The sequence below is a fragment of the Arthrobacter sp. 35W genome (genome assembly GCF_000482545.1).
In the GTDB taxonomy this organism is placed as follows: domain Bacteria; phylum Actinomycetota; class Actinomycetes; order Actinomycetales; family Micrococcaceae; genus Specibacter.
In genome coordinates, this window is sequence record NZ_KI519454.1 from 1,117,172 (window position 1) to 1,138,801 (window position 21,630).

Annotated in this window: 18 protein-coding genes; 6 read left to right on the forward strand and 12 right to left on the reverse strand. The window is 65.0% G+C overall.

Translation table 11 applies throughout. The features are described from left to right. Positions 1 to 675: 675 nt before the first annotated feature. Positions 676 to 1,818 (reverse strand): FAD-dependent oxidoreductase, encoded by a 1,143-nt coding sequence (locus K254_RS21790; protein ID WP_051388830.1) that lies wholly within the window; start codon positions 1,816 to 1,818, stop codon positions 676 to 678. Between the two features lie 515 nt (positions 1,819 to 2,333). On the opposite strand from K254_RS21790, the gene K254_RS0104725 reads away from it, so the two are divergent. Both K254_RS0104725 and K254_RS0104730 read left to right on the forward strand, forming a co-directional pair. Next, positions 2,334 to 3,197 (forward strand): universal stress protein, encoded by an 864-nt coding sequence (locus K254_RS0104725; RefSeq protein WP_035749011.1) that lies wholly within the window; start codon positions 2,334 to 2,336, stop codon positions 3,195 to 3,197. A 113-nt stretch (positions 3,198 to 3,310) separates the two neighbouring features. Next, entirely contained in the window at positions 3,311 to 3,754 is a 444-nt protein-coding gene (locus K254_RS0104730) for a pyridoxamine 5'-phosphate oxidase family protein (protein WP_026554397.1), read from the forward strand. On the opposite strand, the gene K254_RS25230 is transcribed toward K254_RS0104730, so the two are convergent. The 4 genes from K254_RS25230 to K254_RS0104750 form a co-directional block, all read right to left on the reverse strand. Beyond that, complete coding sequence (locus K254_RS25230; protein ID WP_231391746.1) at positions 3,690 to 4,520, reverse strand: FAD:protein FMN transferase; 831 nt, start codon at positions 4,518 to 4,520, stop codon at positions 3,690 to 3,692. The genes K254_RS0104730 and K254_RS25230 overlap by 65 nt on opposite strands. Before the next feature lie 6 nt (positions 4,521 to 4,526). Next, positions 4,527 to 5,015, reverse strand: coding sequence for an FMN-binding protein (locus K254_RS0104740; RefSeq protein ID WP_026554399.1), 489 nt, complete (start codon positions 5,013 to 5,015; stop codon positions 4,527 to 4,529). Then, positions 5,012 to 6,424: a ferredoxin reductase family protein gene (locus K254_RS0104745; protein ID WP_196810875.1), complete on the reverse strand. Its 1,413-nt coding sequence runs from the start codon at positions 6,422 to 6,424 to the stop codon at positions 5,012 to 5,014. The genes K254_RS0104740 and K254_RS0104745 overlap by 4 nt, the downstream gene beginning before the upstream one ends. Positions 6,425 to 6,624: 200 nt before the next feature. Beyond that, entirely contained in the window at positions 6,625 to 9,036 is a 2,412-nt protein-coding gene (locus K254_RS0104750; protein ID WP_081709899.1) for a phosphoketolase family protein, read from the reverse strand. 224 nt (positions 9,037 to 9,260) lie between these two features. On the opposite strand from K254_RS0104750, the gene mgtA reads away from it, so the two are divergent. Further along, positions 9,261 to 11,897: a magnesium-translocating P-type ATPase gene (mgtA, locus tag K254_RS21795; protein WP_051388833.1), complete on the forward strand. Its 2,637-nt coding sequence runs from the start codon at positions 9,261 to 9,263 to the stop codon at positions 11,895 to 11,897. A 12-nt stretch (positions 11,898 to 11,909) separates the two neighbouring features. Here mgtA and K254_RS0104760 read toward each other — a convergent pair whose 3' ends face one another. Continuing rightward, positions 11,910 to 13,082, reverse strand: coding sequence for an acetate/propionate family kinase (locus K254_RS0104760; RefSeq protein ID WP_331271226.1), 1,173 nt, complete (start codon positions 13,080 to 13,082; stop codon positions 11,910 to 11,912). A gap of 229 nt (positions 13,083 to 13,311) precedes the next feature. Between K254_RS0104760 and K254_RS0104765 the strand changes: the two genes are divergently transcribed. From K254_RS0104765 to K254_RS0104775, 3 genes are read left to right on the forward strand one after another with little or no spacing between them, the layout of a single operon-like run. Beyond that, the gene (locus K254_RS0104765) at positions 13,312 to 13,989 is read left to right on the forward strand and encodes a BON domain-containing protein (protein ID WP_026554403.1); all 678 of its coding nucleotides are present in this window, start codon (positions 13,312 to 13,314) and stop codon (positions 13,987 to 13,989) included. Between the two features lie 20 nt (positions 13,990 to 14,009). Beyond that, on the forward strand, positions 14,010 to 15,395 hold the full coding sequence (locus tag K254_RS0104770; RefSeq protein ID WP_026554404.1) for an MBL fold metallo-hydrolase RNA specificity domain-containing protein: 1,386 nt from the start codon (positions 14,010 to 14,012) through the stop codon (positions 15,393 to 15,395). 49 nt (positions 15,396 to 15,444) lie between these two features. Beyond that, positions 15,445 to 16,350 carry a universal stress protein gene (locus K254_RS0104775; RefSeq protein WP_026554405.1) on the forward strand — a complete coding sequence of 302 codons (906 nt, stop codon included), beginning with the start codon at positions 15,445 to 15,447 and terminating at the stop codon, positions 16,348 to 16,350. Here the strand turns inward: K254_RS0104775 and K254_RS21800 are convergent. Genes K254_RS21800 through K254_RS0104805 form a run of 6 tightly spaced genes read right to left on the reverse strand, consistent with a single transcriptional unit; the run spans position 16,262 to position 21,467 of the window. Further along, on the reverse strand, positions 16,262 to 18,205 hold the full coding sequence (locus K254_RS21800) for a heavy metal translocating P-type ATPase (protein ID WP_081709901.1): 1,944 nt from the start codon (positions 18,203 to 18,205) through the stop codon (positions 16,262 to 16,264). The genes K254_RS0104775 and K254_RS21800 overlap by 89 nt on opposite strands. A gap of 42 nt (positions 18,206 to 18,247) precedes the next feature. Then, positions 18,248 to 18,703: a universal stress protein gene (locus K254_RS0104785; RefSeq protein ID WP_026554406.1), complete on the reverse strand. Its 456-nt coding sequence runs from the start codon at positions 18,701 to 18,703 to the stop codon at positions 18,248 to 18,250. Between the two features lie 7 nt (positions 18,704 to 18,710). Beyond that, positions 18,711 to 19,352, reverse strand: a complete 642-nt coding sequence (locus K254_RS0104790) for an NADPH-dependent F420 reductase (protein ID WP_026554407.1) — start codon at positions 19,350 to 19,352, stop codon at positions 18,711 to 18,713. 18 nt (positions 19,353 to 19,370) lie between these two features. Continuing rightward, positions 19,371 to 20,441 (reverse strand): zinc-dependent alcohol dehydrogenase family protein, encoded by a 1,071-nt coding sequence (locus tag K254_RS0104795; RefSeq protein ID WP_026554408.1) that lies wholly within the window; start codon positions 20,439 to 20,441, stop codon positions 19,371 to 19,373. 30 nt (positions 20,442 to 20,471) lie between these two features. Beyond that, positions 20,472 to 20,939, reverse strand: a complete 468-nt coding sequence (locus K254_RS0104800) for a pyridoxamine 5'-phosphate oxidase family protein (protein WP_026554409.1) — start codon at positions 20,937 to 20,939, stop codon at positions 20,472 to 20,474. A gap of 57 nt (positions 20,940 to 20,996) precedes the next feature. Next, positions 20,997 to 21,467 (reverse strand): pyridoxamine 5'-phosphate oxidase family protein, encoded by a 471-nt coding sequence (locus tag K254_RS0104805; protein WP_026554410.1) that lies wholly within the window; start codon positions 21,465 to 21,467, stop codon positions 20,997 to 20,999. Between the last annotated feature and the right edge of the window lie 163 nt (positions 21,468 to 21,630).

The window sequence follows — 21,630 nt, forward strand, 5'->3', positions numbered from 1 at the left end:
TCCTCGATTCCTGGGGTTCTGGTTCGGTTTTCTGCCCGATACCTGTTCATCGTTCGAAGGGGCGCCAACAACATGATGTTGCGCGAACTTCTTTGAATTCCTTTCCACCCTGTTTGGGCCCCGCGGCCACGTTCGCCTTTTGGGTCCTGCTTGACTGTCGTACCCACTTCATCGGGTCAATTCCCCCACCCTGCATGACTGCCTGAATTTGGGCTCTTGCCGGGAGGGCGGATCCGGCGGTGTCCGGGGGAGTGGGCGAGGCAATCATTGTGGTCCGGTTGCCCACCGATCCGGCTGGCCGAAGTTGGGACATGCCGCCCACGCAACGCATATATGGCCGCGGCGCCGGAGAACCTGCCAGATGCTTCTCCGATACCGATCCACACAGAACGGGGAGCCCGGACTCTCGATCTCGATCGGCCGTGGATCAGCTCCCCACGAGGCGGCGGACACCCGCCGCCCTGGATTGGAGCAGAGACACCGAGGGCATACCGGAGTCGAGAGCACCGGTTTCAGGACGGACATCCGTGCACCGTCTGTACCAGCGAGCTCCCTGACGGGATCATATGCCGTTTCGAGACAAGCTTGGCATTAGAAAGAGCGAACGGGACCAGGCAATGGTCAATGGTATGGGCTGTCAGCGGCAGGCTGCCGGCCCGGTAGGGGCGCTGTCTATCAGTGGGAATCGCTCGAGGGGGCGGTTCGCACCTTGTGCTCGAAGGGGAGCGCGTTAAGCACCGTGTTGCGGACCGTGATGCCTGATCGGGTCTGGGGCACCAGAAGGCGCGATGCGATGGTGGCGCTACGTTGCAGCGGCCGGATGTGTTTGCGGTGGGTGTTTTCATAGCAGGCGAACGCGGCGGCGTGGTCGTTTGGGTGGGCGGCAAGCGCGTCGGTGAGGGTCTTGGCCCCGACGATTGCACTGCTGGAGCCTTCACCGAAGAGCGAGATGCAACTTGCTGCGTCACCGAGCAGCACCACGCGGCCGGCGGCCCACTGGGGCACGTCGATACGGGTGACGGCGTCGAAGTACCTGTCGTCGGACGCACCCCATTCCTTCAGTGCAAACGTGGTGAGCCATCCGCCTCCGGCATAGGTGGATTCGACGAGGCGCCTTCCTTGGTCCGCGTCGCGGTGGTCGAATGCGTGTTGCCCACGGAAGATGAACGCGAACCCGGGCTTCCCACCTGCCGGATGGATGGTCAGGGAGGTTCCCGGTTCGTTGTACAACAGCACGCTGCGGGGGTCCTCGATTGGGACAGGGGCGCGCACGGTGCCAACGAACATGCCCAATGGGCGGGAAAACTGTTCTTCGGGGCCGAATGCCAGGCGCCGAACGCCGGAGTGGAGTCCGTCGGCTCCGATGACCAGGTCGAAGCGGCCGGAAGGGCTCCGCTGAAACTCGACGTCGGTTCCGCCTTCGTCGTGGTGTAGGGCAGCGATTGAGTCGTCTCGGATGATGTGGCTGTTCTCTCTGGCTTTCTCGAGCAACAGACCGACGAGGTCATTGCGTGCGACCTCGACCTCCTCGTGGTGGTTGGCGCGTTGTCGGGTGCGGATCGTGGCCTGGGGTCGTCCGTCGGCGTTGACGAAGACCAGGCGTTCGACGCCTGTGGCAGCATCCTCCAGGCGCGGCCAGATGCCCATCTGCCGTGCAATGGCGACCGCTCCGGCGCGGACGTCGACAGGGCTGCCGCTAGATCGTGCGCCTGCTGCCCGTTCAACGATCGTGACCGACCAACCGGCCTTCGCCAGCCAGAACGCGGCGGTCAAGCCGGCAATGCCGGCGCCGGAGACGAGTACGCTGCGATCAGCCATGTGCCCATTCAAACACCCGACACCACAGCCACCCAACACCAGGGGTACGCCGGCCTCGCCGGGGCAATTCATGCCAAATATTCACGCGGCGAACCTGTAGACCACCAGTTAGGACCGCAGATCAAATCTGCGCGGGAAGGATTCCCTGGTGAGGGTCGTGTTCGTTGGTGCAGGCATTGCCAATCCGTCCCTGGCGTACTGGATTCGCAGGTCGGGGTATGAGGTTACGCTCGTGGAGCACTCATCCGAACTGCGCAGCGGCGGGTAGCCCATCGACTTTTGGTGTGCCGGCTGAGGAGCGACCACTCGCCGGCCGGTCAGTCGGCATTCCTGGGCCTGGCGTGCAGGCCGAACAACAGCGCTTCAGCGTTGAACCGACAATTGCAGGACTGGCTTCGGGAATGGAGGCTGAATCAGGACTTCTGACCCTTACCGGCATGGGCCGCGTGACAAAGACTGGAGGAACTAGAGCCACGACGGTGGCGTGTACTTCTGCAGGAAGACCAGGGATCGCCATGAAGGATCCAATTGTCGTCGGAATCAACGATTCCCGGGCCAGTGAGGAAGCCGTGGCGTGGGCCATGCGCCGGGCCGCAAGGCTAAAGACGCCGGTGCTGCTCGTGCACGTCCTCGATGACCGTTGGACGTACCAGTCCATCGAGTTCAGCGAGGTGCTCAGGAAGCACGGTCTGGACCTGCTCGAACGTGCCAAGGCCCGTGCCGCCGTCGTCGAGCCTTCCGTTGAGGTCAACGCGAAGCTGGTCTTTGGCAGCCCCGGCTACAGCCTGCGGCACTGGTCCAAGAAGGCTTCCATGGTGGTGGTTGGTTCGGGGCATGCGTGGCCGGAGGGGCCCGTGGCCGATCGTGCCCTGCAGATTGCCGCCGTGGCTGCGTGCCCGGTGGCCGTCGTCGGTGAACACGACGACAACGACAGACACGGGGTCGTGGTAGGGGTGGACGGCTCGGAAGAATCCACCCAGGCGGTGGCCTTCGCCGCCGCCGAAGCGGACCGCGGCGGCCAGGATTTAACGGTGCTGCACGCATTTCGAAGCCCGGCTCCCCGTGTGGAGAAGGGCATGCCGGAGAGCAACTTCGCCACCATCATCCAAGAGGAGGAGCGTCTGGTGTTGGCGGAAACCGCTGCCGGCCTACGCGACAAGTATCCCGACCTTGTGGTGCACCAGGTCCTGGAAACCGGCAACGAGCCGGCGGCGGCCCTGGCGCAGGCAGCCTCGAATGCCCAGCTGCTGGTCCTCGGCAGCCGGGGTCGAGGTAGTTTCAAGAGGCTCCTTCTCGGCTCAACTGCCCACACGGTCCTTGCCCATCTGCCTTGCCCCACGATCATCACGCGGATCCGCCCCATCACGCCGTCAACGTAACCGAATGGCGGGATCTCGATGCGAGAGGATAGTGGACAATGACGCACTCTCTGGACTGCCAGCGGGCAGACCACTCCATGATGAAAAATGCTTGAGCCTTGAAAGGACCAACGATGACACCCGATGCGCTGAACCCTACAGAAGTGCTTGACGAGGAAGAATGCTGGAATGTACTGCTTGGTGCGTCGCTGGGCAGGCTGGCCTTGAGTGTCAACAACCTGCCGGAGATCTATCCCGTCAACTTCCTCGCCCACGATGGCAGGATCCTATTTGCAACAAACCCCGGCGACAAGTTGTTCGGCCTCACCGTCAACGAGAATGTTGCGTTGGAAGCTGACGGCATCGGCATCAACTCCGTGTGGAGCGTGGTGGTCAAGGGCAAGGCCAGGTGGCTGGAATCAGCAGCTGACATCGAAGCTGCCGAAACCCTACACCGCAAACCGATGACAGCCATCAGAAAACGGGTTTTTGTGGAGATCATCCCTACGGCAATCACGGGCCGCCGAATTCATCGCGGCGTGGAAAACGATGAGCTGACGTCGGACGATTTGTACTAGGAACCCATCCCCGTCCCTGATGGTCAGGGTCGGTGAGCCGGCGACGTACGCGACCGGTCATGGTCAGGGATCCGGCCGCGTCGGTGCACACGGCGTCGATGTCCCAGGAATCGGTGGCATGGTTGAGCGTTTCAACACCACCGGCCAGAATCGCGGTGGCCAGCACATCGGCACTGACAATGTCCCGGGCCAGCACCGACACCTGCGAGAACCCGGTGGCGTGGGGCAGGCGCCAGATGTGGTCGCCTCGTTCCGACGTGCCCGATGTCGCGATGGCGGACCAGGGGCCGGTGAGTTCAACAGCGGCCAGCAGGGCCAAACGGTTTGACGGGTCCACGATCCCCACCCGCCAGGCCTGCCCTTTTGCCGAACCATGGGCCAGAATGTCTCCTCCGGCATTGATCATCCAGTCCGGCACGCCGGCGCGGAGCAGAACCCGCCCGGCGGCATCAATGGCGTGGGCTTTGACAAGGCCGGAGAGGTCAATGACGCCGTCGGGCCGGTGGGGAGTGAACGCGCCATGGGTCAAAGAACGCCAGTGCAGGGCCTGGGCATAGGCATCACGGAACGCTGGTCCTGTCTGTGGCACGGTTAATTCTCCGCGCGCCACCCGGCTGATCTCCGATAATGGCCGGTAGAGGCTGAACCTTTGATCCAAGCTCGAAAATGATCCGCGCACCTGTTCCATCACATCGGGCGTGGGAGGTGTGGCGGGGAAGGCGATGCTGACGACCGTCCCCATCGTTTCAAATGTCTCGGTGGCCATGAACGGCTACTTTTCCTGGTCGATGGCCGACTGCAACGATTGGACGTATCCGTCCGTGGTGTAGGTCGCCCCTGAAACCCCGTTGACATGCGCCGACTGGGCAGCCAGTACTTCTGCACGGAGGACCGGGGCTGCCCTGTTGCTGATCTGGCGGGACTTGCCGTCTGCGTCGGTTAGGTGGAGGGCTGTGACGTCGGTGATGGTTCCTGAGGACACAGTGATCTGGACCTGTACATTCCCAAACCGGGTGGGGATGCTCGCCCCCACATAGGTTCCCGAGGCGGCGGCTGCGACGGGAGGCAGAACAGCCGCGGACGGCGCCGTCGCGGCAGACGGCGGGGGTGTGGCCGCAGCAGCCCCGGGCGACCCGGTGGGCACCTGGACGGCCACCACGCCATTGGTTGAGGACAGGTGGGCCTGCTCGCCCAGCTGCCATGCCACCACCAAAACGACGGTGGATGACACCAGAGCCCCAAGGATGGCCCGTACTCTCACCAGTCAAATCTTTCGACGTGGATTCTGTGGGCGGGCAGACCCGCGTTCTTGGCGTCCCTGACCACCAGGTCGGCCCACGATTGCGGTCCGCAGACATAAAGGTCCGATTCTGCGAGCCGGGGAAACACGGACGCCAGAGTCACACCAGAGGCCAGCGCCTGTTCCGAGAGCCACGTCGCGAGGCCCGGAGGGCGCCGGCCAACCATGGAATATACGTGGCAATTGACCGACCGGGTCAGCGCGGCTACTTCGCCCCACAAGTAGTTCTGCGAATCGTCCGTGGCACGCAACAGCACCGTCGCCTCGCCGGGGCCCAGCCGGGAATCTTCCAGCATCGCCCGGATCGGGGTGGTTCCGATGCCGGCCGCCACGACGGCCAGATAGGGAGCGCTCCGCGCAGCTGTGGTGAAGAGTCCATAGGGTCCCTCGACGGAGACGCGGGTGCCAACACGAACCCGGGAGATGCCGGCGCTTCCGCGTCCCAGATCGCGAACAGTGATGCGCGCCGTCGACCGTGTGGGGACTGCTGAGAAGGAGATCGGGTGTGCATGCCACCAAGTCTGGGCGGTCCAGAATCGCCAAATGGCGTACTGCCCGCCCGCCGTACCAAGCCGGTCCAGAGCAATTCCGGTCAGGTGGATGGAGACAACGCCTGGCGCAATCCGTTCCACCGCGCTGACGCGGATCTGGTGGCGGTGCGACCGCCACATGGGCAGGGCAAAGCGGAACCAAAGGATGGAGCCAAAGGCCAGCACGTACAGGCCGATCCAATAGAGGCGTGCACCGGTGCCGTCGGCCAGGACACCGCCGATGCTGAGCTGGTGGGGTACAGCAACGAGGACCGCCACGTAGCTGACCATGTGGATCAGGTGCCATGCCTCATAGGGAAAGCGCAGCCGGACGGCAATGAGCGAGGACACCACCACCACAACGAGCAGCCCAAGCCCCAGATAGGCGATGGCCATGTCCGGGGTATTGAAGAGGACAACGGTTTCGTCCGCAACGGTGGAACCGTCGCCGAGCGCGTAGCCGGCCGTCAGCAGGACCACATGTGCCAGGATTAGATACAGGGCGGGTTTTCCGAGCCGACGGTGCCACGCCATCGCAATGTCCTGGCCGATGGCTCTATCCAGGAGCGGAATGCGCGCGGCAAGGACCAGCATGATCAGGATCAGGTCGGTCCCGGCCAAACCGGCAAGCACTCCCGCTGCGCTGACGGCAGCCCCGGGATCAGCGATGCCAGCCAGGCCGCCGTAGGCAATGTAGAGCGCCACCGCCACCGCAGCAGAGAGCCAGCAGAGAACGGCAATGCCGTCGGCCATCCGCAGCCTGCGCCTCAGGCGCACGCGCCGCTCGCGGTTCACCGCGTCGGCCAGGGGCCGCAATGCCGGCGCCTTCCGCGCCGTCACTACGGGATCTCCGGTGAGTAGGGTGCACCGGCGAGGCAGGGGCACGGTTTGCCTGCGCATGGATGCATTTCCTGCTCCTGCCTCCAGGTTCGACGACATCTTTCAGTCAATTGTGCGGGTGGTTCCTTGGAGGATTCTTTGAGAACACTGGGCGGAATCAATGCTTCGATGGTCCAGACAATTCCCGGCCAGCTGGCGGATCACGCGGTGGGCGGGGACCACGCCCAGCGGCGGACTTCAGGCATGTCTTGGAAGAATTCGTGGACGTAGGCCTCATGACGGGCGAGCATCAGTGTGCAGTACTGGGACAGTTCACCGGATCCATCAAAGCTGCCGTGCAGCCGATCAAGCGCCGCCAGGACGAGGTGGTAGCGGCTCATCCGGTTCAAGACCACCATGTCGAATGGCGTGGTGGTGGTGCCCTGCTCGGTGTAGCCGCGCACATGGAACCTCTGCGGGTTTGGTCTGCCGTGGAGGAGTTGGTGGAAGGCCCGGGCATAGCCGTGCCAAGCGACAACGACGTCAGTGTCTGCGGTGAACAACTTCTCGAAGGCCGCCGGCGACAGTCCGTGCGGGTGGGCGTCCGGCGGCACCAGCTTGAGCACATCCATGATGTTGACCACCCGGACCCGCAGGGCTGGCATGTATGTTTGCAGCAACCAGGCGGCCGCCAGGGTCTCCTCCGTTGGGACGTCCCCGGCACAGGCCAGGACGATGTCCGGAGCGCCGTCGCCGTCGTCGTTGCCGGCCCACTTCCAAACGGACGCGCCGGCTGCCGCATGGAGGCGTGCCTGGGCCAGATCGAGATATTGGGGGTGGGACTGCTTGTCGACAACGAGCAAATTGACATAGTCGTGGCTGGTCAAGCAGTGTTCAGCGGCGGCGAGGAGGGTGTTGGCATCCGGAGGCAGGTAGACGCGGATGACAGTGCCCGAGAGGGACAGGACGGTGTCGATCAGGCCCGGGCCTTGATGGCTGAACCCATTGTGGTCATTGCGCCAGCAGGTGGAGGTGAGGAGCATGTTCAAACTGGGCACCGGCCGGCGCCAAGGGACCTCTCTGGCATGTTGGAGCCACTTGGCATGCTGCACCGTCATCGAGGCGCTGACCATGGCGAAGGCCTCATAGCTGGCAAAGAGCCCGTACCTGCCGGTGAGCAGGTACCCCTCCAGCCAGCCCTGGCACAGGTGCTCGGAAAGAACCTCCATCACCCGGCCATCCGGCGACACCCTGTCACCGACGTCGCGCCCCGGTTCCATCAGGCACCGGTTGGTGGCTTCGAAGACGGCCCCCAGCCTGTTGCTGTTGGTTTCGTCGGGGCAGAACAGCCGGAACCGAGGGTCTGCCGCGGTGTCCAGATAGATGTCCCTTAACAGTTGGCCCAGGGGTCGGGTGGTTTCGGCCATAAGGGTGCCGGGGCTGGTGATGTGCAAGGCGTAGCTCTCCAGCGGGCGCAGGCCCAGGACACCGGCCGTGCTGCCGCCGTTGGCCGGTGGAGCTGACCCCATGCGCAGGTCACCTTCGGGCGCCAGCGCCGCCAGCTCCGGTGTCAATCGGCCTGCCTCATCGAACAATTCCTCCGGATGGTAGGAACGCATCCATTGTTCCAATTGGGCCAGATGCGCCGGGTTGTCCCGCACTCCCGACAGTGGAACCTGGTGGGAGCGGAAGGTTCCCTCGACCAACACCCCGTCGACGGTGTGGGGGCCGGTCCATCCCTTGGGTGTGCGGAGGATGATGGCCGGCCATAAGGGAATCGCATCGGTTTTGCTGATCCTTGCCTGGCGCTGGATCTGGCGGATGCGTGTGTAGGCGCCGTCGACGGCGGCAGCCATCGCCGCATGGACCCGGCGAGGGTCTTCGCCGGAAACGACCACCGGATCCCAGCCGTGCGCCCGCAGCAGCGCGGCAACGTCCTCGTCGCTCCGCCGGCCAAGCACCGTGGGGCCGGAAATTTTGTAGCCGTTCAAGTGCAGGACCGGCAGCACGGCACCGTCACGCACGGGGTTGAGGAAGGCGGGAGCCTTCCACGATCCCTCCAGTGGTGCGGTCTCCGCCTCTCCATCTCCGACTACGCAGACGGCGATCAGCTCCGGCGAGTCCATGACGGCGCCCGTGGCATGCATGAGCGAGTACCCTAGTTCGCCTCCCTCGTGGATGGATCCTGGCGTTGCCGGACCGACATGACTGGAAATGCCGCCCGGGGTGGAGAACTGCCGGGCGAGCTTTCGCAGCCCTTCGGTGTCGCGGGAGATCGAGGGGTAGATGTCTGTGTAGCTGCCCTCGAGATAGATGTTGGCCACCACGGCCGGACCCCCATGGCCGGGGCCGGCGACGAATAGCAGACGGGCTCCGGTGTTGCGGATGAGCCGGTTCAGGTGGACGTAGACGAGCGAGAGTCCGGGGCTGGTTCCCCAGTGGCCGAGCAGGCGGCTCTTGATGTCCCCCGGCTGGAGGGGATCGCGAAGCAGCACGTTCTCCTGAAGATAGATTTGTGCCACAGTGAGGTAGTTTGCCGCCTGCCAGTACCGGTTCATCAGCTCCAGTTCCGCCGTGGGCAGGGGGGCGCCCGTGCCTGCGGCGGCGGTGGCGGACAGGGCTGGATCGTTCATTGTTCTCTCCGATGGCTGGCCTGGTGGCGGATTTCTGCACAGGGATGCGCCTTCTCTCCTACGCTCGCACAGCGGATCCGGCAACGTTAGGGCCGTTGGGCCCTGTTGGTTCGCACCGCAGCCGGGAACCATGGGACAGATGATGGGTCTTCGTCGATGCCTGCGCGAGCGGACGGGCGGTGCTGCCCATGAGGGCATTCCGAACAGGTGCTGAGGCCGCCGCGATGCAGGCCCCTCCAGCCGATGCAGTCTTTGCCATGGCCCAGGCCAGTGTCCTGGACGTCCTGGCTACGCTGGAGGTCGGAATGCGTGGACTGAGCAGTGCTGAAGCGGCGGCCAGATTGGCGCAGTATGGGCCAAACGCTGTGCGCGGCCACAAGGCAAATGCCGCCAAGGTGCTCCTGCGGCAATGTGGCAGCCCTGTCTTGATCCTGCTGGCCGCTACAGCCTGCGTGTCGTTCCTGTTGGGGGACGCGACGAATTCCATCGTGATCGGAGTCATCCTGGTTGCCAGCATCGGTCTCGGGTTTGGGAACGAATACCGGGCCGAACGTGCCGCCGAAGCACTGCACTCACTGGTCAAACACCGGGTGGTAGTCTTGCGCGACGGCCGCACCCAGGACGTCGACGTTGTTGATCTGGTGCCCGGGGACATCGTGCAGCTGGGGTTGGGTTCCGTGGTCCCGGCGGACCTCCGGCTCTTGGAGGTCGATGGTCTCCTGTGCGATGAGAGCATCCTGACCGGCGAATCGATGCCGGCGCAAAAGGCCACGGAGCCGGTCACCGGGCCAACAGCCCTGGCCGACTTGGCATGCTGCGCCTTCATGGGCACCATCGTCCAAGCCGGAAACTGCACCGGCGTGGCGGTGGCAACCGGGGGGCAGGCAGAGTTTGGCAGGATAGCCCTGGGATTGGGGGAGCGGCAGCCACAGACCGAATTCCAGTTGGGGCTCAAACGGTTCTCCTACTTGTTGTTGCAGGTTGCCGCGGTGCTGACGACCCTGATCTTCGCGGCGAACCTGCTCCTGCACCGGCCGCTGATCGAGGCACTCCTGTTCTCCCTTGCCATTGCCGTGGGCATCACCCCCCAGCTGCTCCCCGCAGTGGTCAGCACCTGCCTCGCAGCCGGGACCCGGCAGCTGGCACTGCGGGGAGTCCTGGTCAAGCGCCTGGTCTGCATCGAGGACCTAGGGGACATGGATGTGCTTGTGACCGACAAGACCGGCACGCTGACCGAAGGCCGGATCAGTTTCATGGAGGCCATTCCCGCGGCGGAAGGCTGCGACGCAGCGGCCCTGACGGTACTTGGTCTGTTGGCCACCGAGGCCGACTACAACCACGGGGTCCCCACGGGTGTCGGACAGAATGCCCTGGACGCAGCCCTGTGGGAGTCGCCCGCAGGAGCAGTTCCCGCCGTGGCCGGCTACCGGAGGATCGGCCTGCTCCCGTTCGACCACCACCGCCGGATGACAAGTGTTCTGGTCCAAGACGCCACAGGCACGAGGCTGCTGATCACCAAAGGAGCGCCGGAGGACGTCATGGGCCGGTGCGCTGCACCGACGGCGGAGGTGCTGCGGGTACTCGACGCCCAGTTCGACGCCGGCTCACGGGTGGTTGCCGTGGCGTCCAGGGAATGTCCGGGCCAGGAAACCGTCACCGCCTTGGACGAACATGGTTTGGTGCTGGCCGGATTCCTGGTCTTCCTGGATAGTCCGAAATCCAGCGCCAGGGATTCCTTGGCGCAGCTGGCGTCACTCGGCGTCGCCGTCAAAGTGGCGACGGGAGACAACGCCAGGGTGGCTGCCAAGGTGTGCCATGATCTGGGGCTGCCGGCGGGGAAGGTGCTGGCAGGGGTGGACATTGACGCCATGGACGACGCCGACCTTGGCATGGCCGTCCGCGACGCAGTGGTCTTCGCCCGTGTTTCCCCGGAACAGAAGGCCCGGGTGGTCCGGCTCCTGCGCACCAACGGGCGGGCTGTTGGGTTTCTGGGCGATGGGGTCAACGATGCGCTGGCATTGCACAGCGCCGATGTAGGCATCTCTGTCGACAGCGCCACCGATGTGGCCAAAGACGCAGCGGACATTGTGTTGACGGATAAGGACCTGGCCGTCCTGGCGCAGGGGATTGTCGTGGGGCGGCAGATCTTTGCCAACACCATCAAATACGTCCTGATGGGAACGTCGAGCAACTTTGGCAACATGTTCAGTGCCGCGGCGGCCTCAGTTGCCCTGAGCTTCCTGCCCATGCTGCCGGGGCAGATTCTGCTCAACAACCTGCTCTATGACACAGGCCAGCTGGCGATTCCTGGCGACAAGGTTGATGCTGAGCAGCTCCAGGCACCCTCGCATTGGAACATTGCGACCATCCGCCACTTCATGCTGCTCTTTGGACCCATCAGCTCCTTGTTTGACTTTGCCACCTTCGCAATGATGATCTTCGTGTTCACTGCGGCACCGGGCGAATTCCGGACAGGCTGGTTCATTGAGTCGATTGCCACGCAGAGCTTGATCATTTTTGCCATCAGGACCCGGCGGGTGCCCTTCTTCCGCAGCCGTCCTTCAAGGGGGCTGGTGCTTGCCACGCTGGGAGTGGTGGCCGCGGGCATCTACCTCCCGTTGTCCCCATTGGGCGCAATTTTGGGATTTTCCCCGCTCCCGATGCCGTTCTTCCTCGCACTGCTGGCCATGACGGTGTTGTACCTGGTGTTGGTGGAGACGGCCAAGAAGCGCTTCTTTGCGCTGCCCGCAACACCATCCCGGGTCCCCGTGGTGCGTGGACGTGCCCACCACATCCACCGCCGTGCCGCCCGCTTCAGCATTCCGGCCAAGTCGGTGGGCGGCGGAGGTGCCCGGCACTAGGAGGCCCGGTGCCTACGGCGATCCGGCGGCTGTCCTGATCAGAACAGCGGTGGCCTCGGCGATGGCCCGCTCTTCATCCGTGGGCACCACCAGGACCGGAAAGGCTGAAGAAGAGGTGCTGATGGTGCGCGGTCCCGTGGAGCCGGGCAGGTTCGCCGAAGAGTCGATGGCCAGGCCCAAGGCTCCGAGCCGGCCGACCACGTTGGCACGGAACACCGCAGAGTGCTCCCCGATCCCGCCGGTGAAGACCAGCGCACGGGCCCCGCCAACGGCTACATGGTAGGCCCCGACATACTTTGCCAAACGGTAGGCAGCGATGTCGAGGGCAAGTTGGGCAGAGTCCAGGCCCGCGGCGGCCGACTCTTCGATGGAGCGGACATCAGTGGTCCCGGCCAAGGCTTTCAGCCCGCTGCCATGTTCGAGGATTGTCTCTAAAACCTGGGAATCCATGCCCTGCCGCAGGAGGAACAGCAGGATGCCCGCATCCAGATCACCGGCCCTGGTGCCCATGACCAATCCGGACATCGGCGTGAATCCCATGGACGTGTCAACGCTTGATCCGTTGCGGATGGCTGTCACAGAGGCCCCGTTGCCGACATGTGCAACGATCGCATTGAACCGGTCCACTGGAGTATCGAGATGCCTGGCCGCTGCAGCGGTAACAAAGCCCACAGAGATTCCATGGAAGCCATACCGGCGGATCCCGTACGTGCCATAAACCGGTTCCGGCAACGCATAGCGCCATGCTGACTCCGGCATGGTTCGGTGGAAGGCTGTATCGAAGACGGCCACCTGTGGGAGGTTGGGCCAGATCCCTTGGATGGCTCGGAAGGCAGCCAGACTCGCAGGATTGTGCAAGGGCGCCAGCGGGGTCAGTTCCAGCAACCGCTCCACGACCGCCTCCGTCAGCAGAACTGGTGTGGAGAAGTGCTGCCCGCCATGGACCACCCGGTGGCCGACGGCGTCGAGGTGCTTCTGACCGAGGACCGCGCCGGCCTGGGCGGCGATGGCGGCAACGGCCCCGGCGATGACACCGGAGGGGCTGGGAGCACCTCCGGCCTGCGAGGTGTCAACGGATCCGACCATCAACACCTGATCCGAGGCGGACCCACCGGAGGCAGCAACCAAACGGAGCTGGTACTTGAGGGTGGACGAGCCGCAGTTCAGGACCAGGATATGCATCATGCTCCGTTCGGGAGAGACGAGGCGGGCGGGGCCGGGCTTCTGCTGGACGGACCGGCTGATACGACCATGCACCGTGTTCAGGTTTGATGGCTAGGGCCAAAGGCCCCGGGGCAGGTCATGGTCCGGTGGGACTTTGGCCTCTATCGCCGACAGGCAACGACAGCTGAACTGGACGGTAGGAGCCAGCCCCCGTCCAGGGGGCGCCGAAGCAGCATAAGGAGCCGACATCATGGCCGGAACCGCCGCCAAGTCTGACCTGAAGGTCCAGTCGGATGTGATGGATGAGCTGAAATGGACTCCCGACGTCGACAGTGCCGGCATAGGTGTGTCCGTCCACGACGGGGCCGTCACGCTGTCAGGGTCAGTCGCCAGCCTTCCGGAGCGCATCGCCGCGGGAAAGGCCGCTCTGCGGGTCCGCGGAGTCGCGACGGTTGCCGATGACCTCGTCGTTGAAACTGCCGGCACGCCCGCCACTGATGCGCATATTGCCGACGCCGTCAGGTCAACTGTGGCATCCCTCGGCATCGAGCCGGCCGCACCCATCCAGGCCACGATTCGGGACGGCGCGGTCGAGCTGACAGGGACCTTGGAGTGGAACTATCAGCGTGGCGTGGTGGCACGTGCCGTGGCCAACATCGCCGGCGTCCGCCATGTGGAGGACCGTCTGGCTCTGACAGACCGGCCCTCGGCCGAGGACACGTCGGTGCGGATCCGGAACGCGCTGGCACGGAACGCCGCATTGGACGCAGAGAAGATTGCCGTCACCGTCAACGGCACCGAGGTCACGTTGACTGGCCGGGTGCCTTCGTGGACCGAGCGCAAACAGGCTGAACACGCTGCCTGGGCGTCGCCGGCCGTCACGGCCGTCCACAACAAGATCGGCATCGGCCTGGTGTCCTATGAATAGCGTGGACCGGGAGGCGCACCATGGCCATTGAAAGACATCCACGATTGCGCTTCCTGGGCGGAACGGAGACCGTGACGGGGTCGAAGTATCTGCTCGACGCCGGTGGGCGCAGGGTGCTGATCGACTGCGGCCTCTTTCAGGGCTACAAGCAGCTGCGTGAACGCAACCGTGCACCACTGCCGGTTCCGGCGTCTTCCATCGACGCCGTCGTCATCACCCACGCGCATCTGGACCACACCGGCTACCTGCCGATGCTGGTGAGGGATGGATTCAGGGGCCCCATCTATTCCACCGAGGGGACCGCCCAGTTGTGCACTCTGCTGCTGCCCGACAGCGGGCACCTCCTGGAGGAAGAGGCGCGCTATGCCCAGCGGCGCGGATCCTCGATCCACCAACCACCCACGGCACTGTACACGGCCGAAGATGCCGTGAAGTCGCTCAGGAGCTTCCGCCCCCGTGACTTCGATGCGCCCTTTGACGCCGCGCCCGGAATGCAGGCAACATTTGTTCCTGCCGGGCACATCCTGGGCGCCGCCCAGGTGCATCTGGACGTCGATGGGGTGGCAGTCCACTTCACTGGGGATCTGGGCCGGGCGGACGACCCGCTGATGTTTCCGCCGCGGGGTTTGGAATCTGTGGACGTCCTTGTCACTGAATCGACCTACGGCAACAGATCCCACCCGGACGAGGACCCCGGCGAGGCACTCGGGGAGCTTGTGAACACGGTGGCCAAACGCGGCGGCGTGGTCCTGATTGCCGCCTTCGCCGTCGGCCGCGCCGAGACGCTGCTGCTGCACCTCTCCCGGCTGCGCGCCAAGGGCAGACTGCCGGAGATTCCGATCTATCTCAACAGCCCCATGGCCATCGACGCCTCGCGAATGTACCAACAGCACCGCAACGAGCACCGGATCAGCGACAGGGAGTTCGCCCAGATGTACGGGCTGGCCACGATGACACGAACCGCCGATGATTCAAAGCTGCTCAATCTGCGCGGTGGACCGATGATCATCATTTCCGCCAGCGGCATGTTGACCGGTGGCAGGATCCTGCACCACATCGCGGCCTATGGCGGGGACCCGAAGAACGCCATCGTCTTGGCGGGCTACCAGGCCGGCGGAACGCGGGGTGCGGACTTGGTGGATGGACGCCGGATGCTTCGCATCTATGGTGAGGATGTGTCGATCCGTGCCGACGTCGTCGCGATCGACGGCTTCTCCGCCCACGCCGACGCTGACTTCCTGCTGCGCTGGATGAAGGCGGCCCCGACGGCGCCGCGCATGACCTACATCACCCACGGCGAACCCGCATCCTCCGACGCGCTCAGGCGGCGCATCAAGCATGAGCTGGGATGGAATGCGCGCGTCCCGGAACACTTGGAAACCATCAACCTCGCCAACCCGCGCTGACGGGGCGAAGCCGCAGCCCTGTCGAGAATCCACCGAAGGAGCAACGGAGATGACACGCTTGATCATCGTGGGCATAGATGGCTCGGCAACGGCCCAAGGCGCCGTGGATTGGGCCGCGCGCCGCGCGCAACGGCTCGGCAGCGACATGCTTCTTGTGCACAGTGTTCCCGAGTACTGGCTCCCGAGTGAGGACGAGTTCTTTCCGTCGGTCATGAAGGCCTTTGCCCATCTTCTGGAATCCGAGAGGCAGCGGATATCCGCTGTGGTTCCGGCATCATCCGTGCATACGCTGGTGCGGATGGGTGAGCCGGCGGCCGTGCTGAGTGAACTGTCGGCCAAGGCCGCCCTGGTGGTGGTGGGCACCGACAAACACCCGGGCCGCCACGGGGAGGGGTTCGGCGCCGTCAGCCTCCAAATCGCGACAGTGAGCAGGTGCACCGTTGCGGTGGTTCCCCGCCGGCCGGTGCTCCCTGGCACCGGAGTTGTGGTCGGTGTCGATGGTTCGCCGGAGTCGAATACGGCTCTGCGGATTGCCGCTGCGGAAGCCCACAGCCTCGGCCACGGCCTGACTGTCGTCCATGCCAACCCCATCCCCAACCCCTGGCTTCGCGGACACCTGCCGCAGGAATCCGTCCAGGCGAAGATCGAAGCGGACCAGCAAAGGATCCTCGGCGAAGCGGCAGAAACCCTTGCCACCCGCTATCCAGAGTTGGAGGTCCGCTATGTCTTTGAAAGCCGGCGCACCCCGGCTGAGGCGTTGGTCCGGGCCGCCGAGGGCGCTGAATTGCTGGTCGTCGGCAGCCGCGGCCGGGGGGCCCTGAAACAGGTGCTGATTGGCACCGTCGGCTCCGACATCCTCACCCACATCACCTGCCCGACTCTGGTGACCCGTGGTGGAGTGAAGGCGCAGCTGGCCGCTCCTGTTGCTGACCTGCCGGGGGCGGCCCGGGGCTAGGCGGGTGGTTGCCGGCCCCTTCGGCGCGTTCGCGCCACTTCAACGCACGCAGGGCGTTGAGGATGGTGGCCAAGTCGATCAGCTCCTGGCTCAGCGCCCCGGCGACGGCGGGGATGAAACCGGCAGCTGCCAACACCATCAGCCCCAGGCTGAGCCCGATGCCGATCCAAATGCTCTGTACGGCTATGCGGATGGTGTCCTGGCCGATTCGGACGGCTCTGGACACCTTGGCAAGGTTGTCCACCATCACCACCACATCCGCTGATTCGCTTGCAGCGGTGGATCCTTTGGCACCCATGGCGACGCCGACCTCCGCGGCGGCAAGTACGGGGGCGTCATTGACGCCGTCGCCGACCATCATGACCGGCCGCAGCTCCATGGAGCGGACAATGGCCACCTTGTCTTCGGGCCGGCACTCAGCCCGGACCTCGGAGATCCCGGCCAGAGCGGCGATGTGGTCGGCGGTGGCCTGGGCATCGCCGGTTACCATCCAGGCCTTCCGTACGCCAAGCCGCCGCAAGCTGGCCAGTGTCTCCAAAGCGTTTTCGCGCAGCGGGTCGCTCATGATCAGGGTTCCGGCAAAGCGGCCATCGATGCCGACATACACGGCAAGCTGTCCACTGGTGAGCTCCGTCCCAGGAACCGGCCCCGATGTTCGTGCCACGAAGGATTGCTTGCCGACGACAACGGTGTGGCCGCCCACGATGGCGGCCACACCGTCGGTGGCGTGCTCGGCGGCCTCGTCCGGCTGCCGCAGCTCCAATCCGCGGGCAAGTGCAGCCTTGACCACCGAAGCGGCCAGGACGTGGGAGGAATACTGCTCGGCCGACGCCGCCAGGGCCAGCAGTTCCGCGGGGCCAACCATGCCGGCAGGGGCGGGCATTGTCCTGACCTCCTCCAACGCCGGGCGACCCCTGGTCAGGGTGCCGGTCTTGTCGAAGACCACCGTCCTGATGCGGGCCAGCTGTTCCAACGTCCCGCCATTCTTGACGATAATTCCATTGCGTGCGGACCGGCTCATACCACCCAGGAAGGCCACCGGGGCGGCGATCAGCAGGGGGCAGGGCGTGGCAACCACCAACACCGCTGCAAACCTCACAGGGTCCCCGCTGGCCAACCAGGCCGCCACACCCAGCAACAGGGCCACAAGGGTGAAGGGGACGGCGTAGCGGTCGGCCAGACGGACCACCGGGGCGCGGCTGTTGGCCGCTTCCTGGACCAGCGCCACGATCCGGCTGTACTGGGAATCCTCCACCGTAGCGGTGGCTGCCAGCCTGACGGCCGCATCGCCGTTCACCGACCCGCTCAACACGGCGTCGCCCACGACATGGTCCACGGGAAGACTCTCACCGGTGATCGCTGATTCATCAAAGGCTGCAGAGGCAGACAACAGCCTGCCGTCGACGGGCACCACCTCCGAGGGGCGCAGTACAAGCACGTCGCCGGGGAGGACGTCGGCGACGACGATGTCCTCAAGAATGCCCCCCTCCGCCTCCCTGTGCGCGATCTGCGGGGCGCGGGCGAGCAGTGCGCCGAGTTCGGCCTGCGCCCGTCCCGAGGCGTAGTCCTCCAAAGCGGAGCCTCCAGCGAGCATCAGGACGACGATCAGTGCGGCAATGTACTCGCCCACGACCACGGTGCTGGCGATGGCCGTGATGGCCAGAATATCGACGCCCCACCGCCCGTGGGCGATGTCCTTGGCCATGGCGGCGCCGCGGAGAAGGGCAGCGGCCACGGCAAAGGTGCTGGCCACCCACCTGGCCGCAGACCCTTGGCCGAGCAGGAGCAAGGCCAGAACTACGGCCCCCACCACGATGGTGGCCGTGATCATTGGATATCGCCGGAGGAGGATCATGGCGCCATCCGTACAGTCCGTGGCGGGGTGCCTGATGGGGTCCTAGGCCTGTTCGTTGACGATGAGCACTGGGCAGTGGGCGTGTGCCGCGCAGGCGGCGGACACGGAGCCTATCCGGAGTCCGAGAAAGCCGCCCCGTCCGCGGCGGCCCAGCACCAGCAGACGGGCATTCCGGCTTTCCTCGATCAGGATCTGTGCGGGGTTGCCGTATCTGACGGTGACCACCAGGCCGGCGGGCCGCTCTGGGCCGAACGCACGTTCGACGGCCTGCTCCACCAGACGGGTGGCTTCATCCTCCAGGATGCCGGCTTCGGGGAATCCGCCGACCGGAATCTCTGCTGCGAAGTAGATGTCGGACCGGCTCCAGCAGCTGATGATCGCCAACGGCAGATTCATCGCGTTCGAGAACGTGGCTGCCGTGGTGAGGGTGTGCGTGGAGTAGTCGGATCCGTCGATGCCGACGACAATGCGGTTCGGATGGGTGGCTGTGGTGTCCATGACAGTCCTAGGGGAGGAGTTTGAGGGAGGTGTCCCAGTTGAAGTTGTTGTGGTTCGGGTTGACTTGAAGGCCCATGACCAGGAGCATCATGGCCTCCAGATCGCGTGCCCGCCGGAGCGGTCCGGCGTCGATGGGGCGCAGTCCGGAAGCGGCCACGACGGCGCTGACCTTGGTCTTGGCATCCTGGGAGTCGCCGGCGATGAAAACGTCCAGCGGCACGCCGGCCACCTGGCCGGCCGCCAGCGGCCCGGCGAAGCAGGTGTTGAAGGCCTTCACCACCAGGGCGTCCTTGGAGGCGTGCTTGGCGATCTCCTCGGCCGCGGAGGTGCCTGCGGGGATCCTCAATTGGTCGAAGGTGGCCAGGTCCACGGCATTGCTGATGTCGACAACAACGCGACCTGCCAGTGCCTCGCCATAGAAGATGACGGTGTTCTTGCCTTCCTCGTACGGGACGGCCAGGAAGACGATGCCGCCTTCGATGGCTGCCCCTTCGCCGCCGCCCTGGGCGCCGGCACCGAGGGATTCGACGAGTTCGCGGGTCTTTTCACCGTTGCGGCCCAGGATCTGCACGGAGTGCCGGCCCGCGAGCATGCGGACTGCGAGGGCCCGGGCCATGCTGCCGCTGCCGATGATGGTGATCTGTTCCATGGCTGATGCGCCTTTCACTCACTGCTGGGGGTTGGTGCGGGTGATAATGACCTTGAGCGCCTTGGTCTGCGCCGCCCGGGAGAAGGTGTCGTAGGCGTCGAGGATGTGCTCGAAGTCGAAGGTGTGGGTGGCAAACATGGCGGCCGGGAGCTTGTGTCCGGCGACGAGTTTGAGCAGCATGGGGGTGGTGTTCGTGTTCACCAGTCCCATGCTGATGTTGATGTTGCGGATCCACAGATCCTGTAGGGGAAGGTCCACACTGCGGCCGTGGACGCCGATGTTGGCGACGTTGCCGCCGGGGCGGACGATCCCGAGGGCCATGGTGAATGTTTGGGGGACCCCGACCGCTTCGATGGCTACGTCCACTCCGGCACCGTCGGTGTGGGCCAGGACCTGCTTCTCCCAATCCCCGGCCGAAGAGTCAACGGTGGCTGTGGCCCCGAACTCCAAAGCCTGCTCAAGCCTGTTCTGGTCGACGTCGACGGCGATGATGGCCGCGGCACCGTAGAGTCCGGCCGTGGCGATGGCGGCCAGCCCGACGGGGCCGGCCCCGATGACCGCCACCACATCACCGGGCTTGACGCGGCCCGCCTGGACACCGATTTCGAAGCCGGTGGGCAGGATGTCCGAAAGCATGGCGGCCTCGGCGTCGCTGACGCCGTCGGGCAGCTTGTACAAGGAGTTGTCGGCGTAGGGGATCCGCACGTACTCGGCCTGGGTGCCGTCGATCAGGTGGCCCAGGACCCAGCCGATGCCGGACTGCCCCTCCCCGCCGAGGCAGTGCGAGTACAGGCCGGTGCGGCAGTTGGGGCAGTGGCCGCACGATTTGATGCAGGAGATCAGGACACGGTCGCCGACGGCGACACCATGGACGGCGGAACCGGTTTCCACCACCGTGCCGACGCCCTCGTGGCCGAGGATGCGCCCCGGTTGGACGGCGGGGACGTCGCCCTTGAGGATGTGGAGGTCCGTGCCGCAGATGGTGGTGGTGTCAACGCGGATGATCGCGTCGCTTTGGCTGGCCAGTTGCGGATCCGGGGCGTCCGCCCAGGATTTGTCACCGGGGCCGTGGTAGATCAGCGCTTTCATGGTGGTCCTTTCCAGGGAGGGTGCCGGAGGCTATTCGAAGACCGCGCGCCTGGGGTCGTTGGCGGGGGCGGACCAGATGTCGGGCCGGGTGGCGGTGAACCGCCGCCCGCTCAGATTCAAGGTGGTGATGCGGACAATGTGGTTCTTTTCCCCTGCCTGCCACGGCAGGCTGGAAACCAGGGCGCTCTCGTACGGGCCGATGGGCCGGGTGTGCTCCTCAGCGACCCCCCGCAGCACCACGCTCCACGCCAGGTTCTCCGCCTTGTCGTAACCGTCGACTTCCAGTGCGACAGGGTTGCTGGTGTGGACGCCGTCCAGTTTTGTCCCTGGGGCGGTGCGGAAGACCACCGTGCGTTCATCCACGACGTAGTTCACGGGAAAGATGTCCGGATGTCCGTCGACAATGACCGCCAGGCGGCCCACGGACATCGATGCCAAGAGCTCCCAGCATTGGTCCGCTGTGAGCATTTCCACTGCTGAATTTCCATCGGTGTTCATGATTCTGACGCTACGGTCGCCAGAGGAAGCAGGTTAGAGGCTTAAGGCCCCTGCTGCTCATTCCGGCGAAGCCTGTGGGGCGTTGGCATGTGCCGTCCACCATTCGGCCGGCGGGGTGACCCTGAAACGGCGCCCGGTGACGGAGGTGGGGGAGATGCGGATGAAGGCGTCCTTGTGGCCGGACTGCCAGGGAAAGAGCATCAGCGAAAAACTGTCCAAGACCTCGTCAGTGGAGTTGATGGGCGCAGTGGATCCCTTCACCACGACGCTCCAGGCAATGCCCGTATCGGCGTCGACGCCGTCGGCCTCCAGCGCGACAGGCGTTTCATCCAGGGCGGCGGCAAGTTTGGTGCCTTCGCCCGTCCGGAACACCAGGGTGCCGTGGTCGACGGTGTAGTTGATGGGGAAGATGTCGGGGTGGTCGGCGACCCATACCGCCAGCCGCCCTACGGACACACCGCGCAGCAGTGCCCAGCATTCGTGGGCAGTCAGGGTTTCCGTTTCAGGGGTGGCTGGTTTGTTCGTCATGGGGCCGACACTAGGCGGGCTGGTTTGGTCGTGGTAGAGGACAAAGGCCCGCCACCGGCCGGCATGGCCTGTCATGGCTGGAAGACCTGGGGGTATCCTGTGCTCAAAGTGTCAGCCCATTCAGTCGCGCCCGTGGTCACCGGCCATCGTCACTATTCGGAGG